The organism is Acaryochloris sp. IP29b_bin.148 (assembly GCF_028285565.1).
GTDB lineage: Bacteria > Cyanobacteriota > Cyanobacteriia > Thermosynechococcales > Thermosynechococcaceae > Acaryochloris.
The window spans coordinates 1-8,945 of sequence record NZ_JANQOY010000184.1 but is presented as its reverse complement, the minus strand read 5'-3'; the positions used below and the strand labels follow the sequence as shown (position 1 = coordinate 8,945).

The following is an 8,945-nucleotide window of genomic DNA, read 5'->3' as shown; positions in this document are numbered from 1 at the left end:
ATCTTGAGTCATGGTGTATTCTCTCTGTACGTTTGCTTGTCCAGAAGGATACGCCTTTTTTTATCTACGGCCTCATACACCAGAAATACTTATAACTCATTGCGTTCCAGGTTTGTCAGGTAAAACAAGGTGAAATACGAGAGAAGAACTGCCGCAGCATGCAACAGCAAACATAGTATTTGAATACTGACCTTGAGCTACGGTCCCATGAACGTCTGACAATGTTATGCCATGAGTTTGAGGAGACCTGCTGTATTTTGAATCATTTCCAAGCTGATAATGGGCACTGGCACGCCACAATAGAAAGTAACCTGAGTGAAGACTCCGGCGCTGATCTTGCGATTCAGGTCATACTGGCAGTCCTGCCTCAGTTATCAGCTCAAGCTAAACAACAATGGGACAATTGCTACCTTCGAGAATTCGATCTTGGATTTGAATGTGGAGATACATGGGCCTATCCTTATGCCCTAACTGCTGAATCCGTTTACTTAATTGCAGAGGCTAACTGCTCACTCTCTGTGACCTTGTATCCATTCCGTACCAGTGATGCTGGAGGTAACAAGAGTCTGTCATTTAACTGAAGAGAAGAGAAGGAACACTCACTCGCTACAACAGTTTCAAGGCTAGATCAGCCTTATAGTGTTACTAAGAAAAATCAAACAGTGATGACGGGCTTCTCTGTCTGAGATGAAAAATAAGCATTGACACCAGAGAATAGTCATCCCAACGAATGAGCCTTTTATTTATCTCATGCTTGCCAACCTAGCGCTTCACACAGCGGCTCGTCATTACTGCCAAACGCAATCAAACTATTGGTATCAGCACACGACTGAAATACGGCAAACCATACCTCGTGATCAGGGCAACTATCAGCAGATGCTGTTAGAGAGCTATGCCCGTTCCGACGTGCTCACGATCATCTGCATAGAACTTGAGCGACTCGACCCCGATCACCTCGACGATATTGATACAACTCGCGATCTCATCGTGCAAATTGGCAGAAGCGCTCAAAAAATGCCGCCGCATCCCAATATGGGGCAACCGCCACCCCAAATTTCTCAGGCCACATTTGGCGTTAACGTGGACGATGCGATGGTCTCCGACCGGCCTTCGGCCATCGCAGACGAACGAGAAGCCTTCTGCACCTACATTCAAGCACTCTCAGAGTCCCAACTCCAGGCTGTTCAGCCCTTACCTTATCAGCGGGTTTTGTCCCTAACCGAGTCCAAAACCCTGTGGCAGGGACTCCGCAACCGTTGGCAAATTATCGGTCCCTATTGGCATCCACTCCACCCACGCAGCTTGCCAGATATCACGGCCTTTAACACAGAGGCATTTGAAGCGTTTTGCGACTCTTTCAGCCTGATCGATCAGTTGTCCACTCGCGGCATTACCCGCATTTGGGAGCTGCGGGACTACGGAATTGAATACGAGCAGGACATTTCTCTATTTGACCCTGCGTACAATGGCAATGAAGGCTACTGGACATCGAATCGTTTGGACTGGATTGTCTATGCCTCCCATGAAGACTCTACAACCATTGGTGGATGGTTACTAGAAGAGATTAAAGTTCAATGGCCAGACTGGGAAAAACACACCTGGTAACCCCAGATGTGTAGAGGCAAGAACTTGAGATGCCTTTCGGTGAAGAGCTTTTGCAGTTTAACCGTCCTTCAAAAGGATGAAGGTTCAGATACAGAATCAGGCATGAAAAAATGGCAAATAATCTATCATCCGCAGCGCAGGTTCAGTCCCATGAGTTGGTGGGTGCACAAAGCGGTTCATAAAGCTTCTCCAACGTCAGAATGGAGAAACGCAGATCAGTATGACCCCGCCTTCCCGCCCTGTGTCTTTGGGGAAGGATTTCCCTACCTGTTAGTAACAGTCGATGGGTTTGCCTTAGAGTTTGCCTCCTCCCATGAAGTCAGGCACTGCATTGAGATATTGCAGCAAAAACATTTACCGGCAACGAAAAACTTAGTTTGCAAAAACAGTACAACTTACCAAGGGTTTAATCACTGGCTAGCCATTTATCCTGCTTCCCTCAAGTCCTGGAAACAGCGCCAACGAACGGTTAAGATCCTGACCCAGACGTTGATGGAGTTGGAACAAGAAGACATCCATTTTTAGCGCATGCTTATCTTGCGGACGTTTTGCTATACCCAGCGATTAAACATTGGGTGTGATGTCTATCAATGCGTCAGTCAGTGCTAGATGAGAGTATGGCAACAAGACTGGGTATCGGGTAAGAGATTTTTTCGGCATGTTCAAGCCATCTGTCATATCTAAAGGTGGGTTAACGGCATTGGTAGTGTTGATGAGCACTCCTCTGTTCTGGGCCTGTAATCGGGTCCCCATCGTTAGAAGGTTGGCTGACGTTCAAGATCAAGCAACCGATCCAAAGCCCGATAAAGTCCTACAGGCCTTTGAATCCATTCCTGGTACACCTTATCTGGTCGCTAATATCGCACAAGTGAAAGCAGGCAAATCTCGCATATCCTCTTCTGAATTCTATTCACGACAAGGGGGCGGTATTGCCAACCTTGTTTTTCTTGATTCGGGTTCCCTAGAGTCTCACAGCCTGTTCGACACAAATCAATACACGATTGTTGAAGCCAAACAATATCCTCTCGACGAACCAGCTCCCAATCCAGAAGCAAAGAAGATCAAGAAAACGGCTCGCTTTGTCTATCAGGTGCTCAAGAAGGATACCAATGGAGACAAGTATCTAGACAGCAGAGATCACCGAACTATTGCGATCTCAGATGCTTTTGGCAAACAGTATGTTGAAGTCTTGACGGATATCAGTCAGCTTTTTAACTTACAGCCTTTAACTGGCAATCGCTTGCTGGTGGTGTATGTCAAAAATGGAACGAAAATGGTGAGTATTATTGATCTCTCCCAAAGAAAAGTCATCCAGACCAGTAACCTGACCAAATTAGAGGATGATGTCGAATAGTGGAACGGTAAAGCCTTTCCACAGTTACACCTATCAAAGCCAATGAATTTACACCTAAAAATTCAACTCAGCGTAAATTCCTCGATCGCAAAATACTAACCGCCAACCCTAATCCCAAGAAGCTCGCCACCGCAAACAGGGTATTGCTCAATCAGTACAAGGCCGTCTGCTTCTCTGCCGAAATCATTGCTGCCCCTATAATCAGCGATCCCACCAAAATCCTGAATGACAGGTGATTGGCAGCATTATCTACCGTCATCCGTGAGCCATTCAGACCCAAAAGGTTTCAGTTCCACTGCAAGGATTCCGACGTCACTTGGTCTAGCCGTTGCTCTAACTGTCGGGGCGATAGAAATCTGCCATCGTCGTCATTTACCGCGTTTGTACCTAAGATAAAGGGTGGATTGCACACTACAGTAGGTAGCCCCATGTCCTCAGAAGCAAAAGCAGTTAAAAAGCTGATCGAACAACAAAGCTTTGGCGTCCTGTCAACCTATTCAGTGGCTGTGGAAGGCTTCCCCTTTGGGTCCGTCACCCCCTATAGTCTGACAGACACCTATAATCCGCTTATTTTTATTAGCAATCTGGCCCAGCACACCAAAAACATCGCTCAAGACAATCGAGTATCCTTAATTATTTTGGAGAATCTGCAAGATGGGGCTGAGGATCTGCAGAAGCATGGACGAGCCAGTATTTTGGGTCGGGCCATGCCCTTAGAAACCTCTGGTGCCGAGAACGAAGCTAAATATCAAAAGTATTTTCAGCGGTTTCCAGAAGCGGAAGGCTATCAAAATACCCATGGCTTTCAACTCTATGAGATTACGCCGGTGCGGATTCGCTTTATTGGCGGGTTTGGCAAGATTTTCTGGTTAGAACCCGAGCAGTTGGTTCACTGATCTCAGGTTCGCTGCGGTGCAATATCCATCCAGGCCCTGAGTACTTCTGCTACAGACCAGGCTTGGCCAAAACAGCCTCGGGGATGGAATGGTGGATCGCCATCAAAGATTTCACTGATGCTGCCCAGGCCATGAGTCTGGAGATGATTGGCCATGGGGGTGAGCAGGGATAAGGCTTGTTCAGGGTCCTTGTAGACGTGGTAATGGGCTTGAACATAGGGACCAAGTAGCCAACCCCAAACTGTGCCTTGGTGATAGCGACTATCGCGTTGGGCTTGGTCGCCCCCGTAAGTGCTTTGGTATTGCGGATCGTCGGGGGAGAGCGATCGCAACCCATAAGACGTGAGTAAATATCGGCCACAGGTCTCCACCACTGCCTTTTGCTGCTCGAACGTCAGCAGAGCAGGCGCATCCATTGCCCCTGCCACAAGCGGTAACGATACGGCAAAAATCTGATTCGGGCGCAGCGTCAGGTCATCTTCTTGAGGACCATCTAACACATCGGCGCAATAGCCTTGGGTCGGCTGCCAAAATCGCTGGAACCCGTCCAGCACCCGTTGTGCCATATCTCGATAAACGTGCTGAGGTTGGCCGAGCTGTTGCGCAAACTGTTCCATACTCCGCAAGGCGTTGTACCACAGGGCATTGACTTCAATCGGTTTGCCGATTCTAGGTGTGACCACCCAATCGCCAATTTTGACATCCATCCAGGTCAGTTGAGCACCGGTTTCTCCGGCATAGAGTAACCCATCTTCCGCCATATGAATTTGATAGCGTGTGCCTTGGCGGTGCCAATCAATCACCTGTACCAAACTCGGGAACAGCTCTTGGAGCAGGCCCTTGTCTTGGGTGGTCTCCATATAGAGGCGGATAGCTTCGAAGTACCAGAGAATTGCATCGACAGTATTGTATTCTGGCTGCTTGCCCACCTCGGGAAAAACATTGGGCAGCATCCCTTGGTCTAAATATTGGGCAAAGGTCCGAATAATCGTCCGCGCGATCCGGGGTCTCCCCGTTGATAGGGTCAGGCCAGGTAGACTAATCATCGTGTCTCGTCCCCAATCGCCAAACCAGGGGTAGCCTGCAATCACGGTTTTGCCCTCTGGAGCGTCTGCTACAGGCCGATCCACAATAAACTGATCGGCTGCTAAAACCAATTGCTCAACCCAGGGAGGCAAAGCGGCAGGCGTGATCTGGCGTTCACTGCGAATCGTTTCTTCATAAAAGTGGCGTTCTAGCAGGGCTGTCGCACCGTCCAAATGGGCATGAGGTTGGGTGCTCGCGACCACCGTGAGGCTATCTCCGGGGTTCAACACCACTTCTACGGTCGTGATATGGAGGTGATCCTCTTGATCGTCTAGACCGCGATAGTGTTCTCGAGCTAATACGAAGCCTTGATACCAGTCATGCTGGGTGACCAACCCTCCTTGGCTGACCAGTAAATAAAAGGGAGGGGCAGCGTCCGTGGCGGTAATCTGAACGCCCTGGGCCACAGACTGCGTTTGCATTTGCCATTGATGGGTATGGGTTTGGCTATGGTGATCTCGATAATTCACCAACGCTTTGATGGAGAGGGCCACAGGGCCACTGCTACGGCTGAGGTGATAATGGACGTAGGTGGTGTTTTCACCTTTTTGCATCCACACTCGCTTTTCCAGCAACGTATCGGCACAGGCATAGTGCCAACAGGGAACGGTTCCTTCTAGCTGAAATTGTTCAATGTAGCGATAACCCTGGGGCTCAACACTTCCGTCGGCCCATTGATTGGTAAAGAGGTTAAACATCTCACCGTTATAGAGAACGGTTTCTTCTAGTTTTGTTACCAAGAGCGTCCGTTCTAAGGGGGGGTGCAAAGCTGCGATCAGTAGTCCATGGTAGCGGCGGGTGAGTAGCCCCGCGACGGTGCCTGCAGCATATCCACCTATGCCGTTTGTGACGAACCATTCGCGGGAAGCGGCTGTGGTGAGATCGCCCGTGATCTCCCGCCCCAACTGGATCATGCGTTCTCCCCCATATGTAGCCTGTCACCTTACCAAGACGATGCTTTCTGTTCCGCTAGCTTAGGAGGATTGTGAGTCAATGGGTGAGGGATGATCGATTAACTTAAGGAATCAGAAAACTGGATGGTGCGATGATTGAGCGCCTGAACGGGTCTGGCATTGGCATGAAATCGCGATTTAAAAGTATTAATTTGCTGGCGGGAAGCCTGAATCGGTTGCTTCAGGATGGCCCAGTTAACGGATTCACTACAGGGCGGTGTGGTGAGTGATCCTTGGTAGTGGTAAAAACTGCGATCGCGCGGCAATAACGAATTTACATCAATCTCTAACTGAGGGATATTCTCTTCTTCCACCACAGGCATATTTTGCCAAAGCTCATCCAATAGAGGGTTTGTGGCTCCTGGCTGAATCATCACCCCCAGCACCGCCAGCTCATTGGCAGCATTCTTATGCACGAGATGTAATTCCATCGCACTGGCTTTGTTGTCGATCAGGTGCTCACTGGGAGCATGGAAATGAAACTGGACTAGCTCATAGGTTTGATTGTTCAGAGCCAGTGAATTCCCGGCGGCATAGTTCATGGTTAACGTGCGCCCGTTGTTGACTTCATCCAAGGGAGCGGGATGATAGTCGATGCTCAGCGTCTCGTGATCGCGACTCAGATCTTGCGAACGCAAATTGATCGGCGATTGAGCCTGACCCGCTGCACAGAGGGCATAGTCTGACTGTAACTCTGACCAATGGCCGGGATCCGATGAGCCTTCATAACTCCAGTTGGGAACTGCGATCGCAGGTGTGGCAAACAACATCCAAATCAGATATACCAGACCGACCAGGCGAGACAAGACCGTTTGTAAAGAGCGCATAGTTAACTTGACCATTCCGCTTGAATAAACACAATGAGCTATTCTGACTGTAAATCAATCACTATCGTAGAAGAATCAGGATTTTTAACCCTGCTGAGTCAATCCTTTATCCGTTAAGTCTGGGTTTGTACCAAGATTGCCTGGGAGTCATTGTCAAGGCTCCCAATTTTTGGCAGAGGCGGTTTGAGGGTGTTTTTTGAGAATTTGAGCAACTTGCGTATGACAAATATGGTCGCAGTACTGAAGTTCGACCGCTTTGTCGGCCAATAACCGCAGATTCCAACGACTGTAACCCTCCGGTGGATCACTGCAGGCTAAGGCAGTAATCTTGGCCCGTTGGGTGCCATCAATCTCAATTGGACGACCCGAGCGGGGTTTGTCATGCAGCATCTCCAACCCTTCTTGACGATACCGCTTGGCCCAAGTGCTAACTGTCGTGCGTGATACGCCAAGGGATTGAGCAACCGTGATGATGGGCTTCCCTCGGTCTAACTCCAGCAACCCTGTAGCGCGCTTAAACTGTTTGATCCCCATCTGATCTTGATGCAGAAGGGTCTGAAGATAAGCGTGGTCAGTGTGGCTGAGTTGAAACGGTCGAGCAGGCATCTCGTTCCTCTGAGCAACTGATGGCAACTTACAAGACAAAAACTGCAATAGTGAATAAAGAAATCCTTAATTTACAGAGGTGTAATGTCTTCCTGATAGTTTTTGGTGGGCTCAAAAGCGAAAAGAGCGATTCCGCAGGGGCAAATTGAGCTGCGTTGAACACTATCGTCTAACCTGGAAGATTCACAAGCATTCTTAAAACTGCATGGTTTAGAACGAAAGGATAAGGATCCTTCGACGGTCGTGTTAAGTAAGTCTTGGGCTTTATTTATGAGCACGTCCTGCGCAAGAATCATGAATTTAGACAGGCTAAAGCGTCAGTGAGTTGATCGATCTGCTCAGGTTGATGGGTGGCCATGACCGAGATTCGAATTCGGCTGGTAGGAACGGTGGGCGGACGAATGGCTGGCGCAAATATCCCTTGATCAAGGAGTTGCTGACTAGCCTGTAATACCGATGCAGGAGTGGGCATCTGCACGCAGAGAATGGGGGACTCTGAAGGCAAGAGTTGCATTTTTAGAGGTTTGTCTTTAGCGGCCAGTTGGGGGGTTAAGGCTTGTTTGAGTTGAGTGACCCGTTGCCAAAGTTGCGATCGCAACTCACTCCCCTCTTGAATAATCTCCACCGCTGCTAGCGCCGCTGCCGTATCCGCAGGCGAGAGTCCCGTGGTATAAATCCAGCCTGTGGAGCGATTGCGGAGGTAATCAATTAGATTGGCGGAACCCGCCACATAGCCGCCTAAGCTACCCAGAGCTTTACTGAGCGTCCCCATCTGAATTAGTTCTGCCTCGCGACAGCCAAAATGTTCCACACAGCCTGCCCCCGTTGTTCCTAATACGCCAGTGCCGTGGGCTTCATCAATCAGGAGCATGCAGTCATACTGTTCAGCTAGGGCAATCAGGTCCGGCAGTGGGCATAAATCACCATCCATACTAAAAACACTATCGGTGACCAGCAGACAGCGACGATGGTGAGCGCGATGGGTGTCTAGAAGGGTTTGCAACTCTGCGACATTGGCATGACCAAATTCATGGAGGGTAGCCCCACTCAACCGCGCTCCATTTTTAAGGCTGGCATGGTTGTAGGTATCTGCCAGAATTAAATCTCGTTGATTGACTAGGGCTGTAATCGTACCGATATTGGCGAGATAGCCAGAGCTATAGACAATAGCCGCGTCCGTCTGTTTCCAGGTTGCGATCGCACGTTCTAACTGCTCATGAATCAGCCGATGACCACTGAGCAACCGCGATCCGGTACTGCCGGTTCCATAGGTATGAATTGCGGCGATTGCAGCCTCCGCCAAGCGCGGGTCACCAGCCAGTCCTAGATAATCATTACTGGCAAAATTCAGCACCTCTTGCCCATTCAGAACCCCAGTAGGACCTGGGCCATCCATTAACTTAACGGAGCGATACCAATTCGCCTTATGAACCGTCGTTAATGCTTTCTGAAGCCAGTCGTATGCCGCCATCACAGTGGTGAGATCAAGCAGGACCCTTCACAACCCTGCTGTTTATAGTTGTCGAAATGTTACGAGTCTTTTTGCGAAATGTAACGCTTGGTGACTGGGCTTCATGCGGGAGCTGGACAGTCAGGTAACATTACATACAGAGCTAGC

The 8,945-nt window shown here is 49.3% G+C and carries 7 protein-coding genes and 2 pseudogenes; 4 read left to right on the top strand and 5 right to left on the bottom strand.

Features of this window, described 5'->3' with window-relative positions:
* Positions 1 to 750 precede the first annotated feature (750 nt).
* The 3 genes from Q0986_RS17020 (at position 751) to Q0986_RS17010 (ending at position 2,959) form a co-directional block, all read left to right on the top strand.
* Positions 751 to 1,605: a hypothetical protein gene (locus tag Q0986_RS17020; protein ID WP_299413185.1), complete on the top strand. Its 855-nt coding sequence runs from the start codon at positions 751 to 753 to the stop codon at positions 1,603 to 1,605.
* Positions 1,606 to 1,755: 150 nt separating this feature from the next.
* Complete coding sequence (locus tag Q0986_RS17015; protein WP_299413180.1) at positions 1,756 to 2,130, top strand: hypothetical protein; 375 nt, start codon at positions 1,756 to 1,758, stop codon at positions 2,128 to 2,130.
* A gap of 133 nt (positions 2,131 to 2,263) precedes the next feature.
* Positions 2,264 to 2,959: a hypothetical protein gene (locus tag Q0986_RS17010; protein ID WP_299413178.1), complete on the top strand. Its 696-nt coding sequence runs from the start codon at positions 2,264 to 2,266 to the stop codon at positions 2,957 to 2,959.
* Positions 2,960 to 3,026: 67 nt separating this feature from the next.
* Here Q0986_RS17010 and Q0986_RS23025 read toward each other — a convergent pair.
* A pseudogene (locus Q0986_RS23025) lies at positions 3,027 to 3,308 on the bottom strand (AarF/ABC1/UbiB kinase family protein); the annotation flags it as partial.
* 79 nt (positions 3,309 to 3,387) lie between these two features.
* Between Q0986_RS23025 and Q0986_RS17005 the strand changes: the two are divergent.
* Positions 3,388 to 3,855 (top strand): HugZ family protein, encoded by a 468-nt coding sequence (locus tag Q0986_RS17005; RefSeq protein ID WP_299413175.1) that lies wholly within the window; start codon positions 3,388 to 3,390, stop codon positions 3,853 to 3,855.
* A 2-nt stretch (positions 3,856 to 3,857) separates the two neighbouring features.
* Here Q0986_RS17005 and Q0986_RS17000 read toward each other — a convergent pair whose 3' ends face one another.
* The 4 genes and pseudogenes from Q0986_RS17000 to bioF form a co-directional block, all read right to left on the bottom strand.
* A complete protein-coding gene (locus tag Q0986_RS17000) occupies positions 3,858 to 5,855 on the bottom strand; it encodes an amylo-alpha-1,6-glucosidase (RefSeq protein WP_299413172.1) in 1,998 nt (665 codons plus the stop codon).
* A gap of 98 nt (positions 5,856 to 5,953) precedes the next feature.
* A complete protein-coding gene (locus Q0986_RS16995) occupies positions 5,954 to 6,736 on the bottom strand; it encodes a carbonic anhydrase (protein ID WP_299413169.1) in 783 nt (260 codons plus the stop codon).
* Positions 6,737 to 6,910: 174 nt separating this feature from the next.
* Positions 6,911 to 7,255: pseudogene (locus tag Q0986_RS16990) on the bottom strand (helix-turn-helix domain-containing protein); the annotation flags it as partial.
* Between the two features lie 364 nt (positions 7,256 to 7,619).
* Positions 7,620 to 8,798 (bottom strand): 8-amino-7-oxononanoate synthase, encoded by a 1,179-nt coding sequence (bioF, locus tag Q0986_RS16985; protein WP_299413162.1) that lies wholly within the window; start codon positions 8,796 to 8,798, stop codon positions 7,620 to 7,622.
* Between the last annotated feature and the right edge of the window lie 147 nt (positions 8,799 to 8,945).

Excerpts from the sequence above, each read along its gene's own strand:
- Q0986_RS17005 (WP_299413175.1), top strand. The coding sequence starts at position 3,388 with ATGTCCTCAGAAGCAAAAGCAGTTAAAAAGCTGATCGAACAACAAAGC.
- bioF (WP_299413162.1), bottom strand. The coding sequence starts at position 8,798 with ATGGCGGCATACGACTGGCTTCAGAAAGCATTAACGACGGTTCATAAG.
- Q0986_RS17010 (WP_299413178.1), top strand. The coding sequence starts at position 2,264 with ATGTTCAAGCCATCTGTCATATCTAAAGGTGGGTTAACGGCATTGGTA.
- Q0986_RS17015 (WP_299413180.1), top strand. The coding sequence starts at position 1,756 with ATGAGTTGGTGGGTGCACAAAGCGGTTCATAAAGCTTCTCCAACGTCA.
- Q0986_RS16995 (WP_299413169.1), bottom strand. The coding sequence starts at position 6,736 with ATGGTCAAGTTAACTATGCGCTCTTTACAAACGGTCTTGTCTCGCCTG.
- Q0986_RS17000 (WP_299413172.1), bottom strand. The coding sequence starts at position 5,855 with ATGATCCAGTTGGGGCGGGAGATCACGGGCGATCTCACCACAGCCGCT.
- Q0986_RS17020 (WP_299413185.1), top strand. The coding sequence starts at position 751 with ATGCTTGCCAACCTAGCGCTTCACACAGCGGCTCGTCATTACTGCCAA.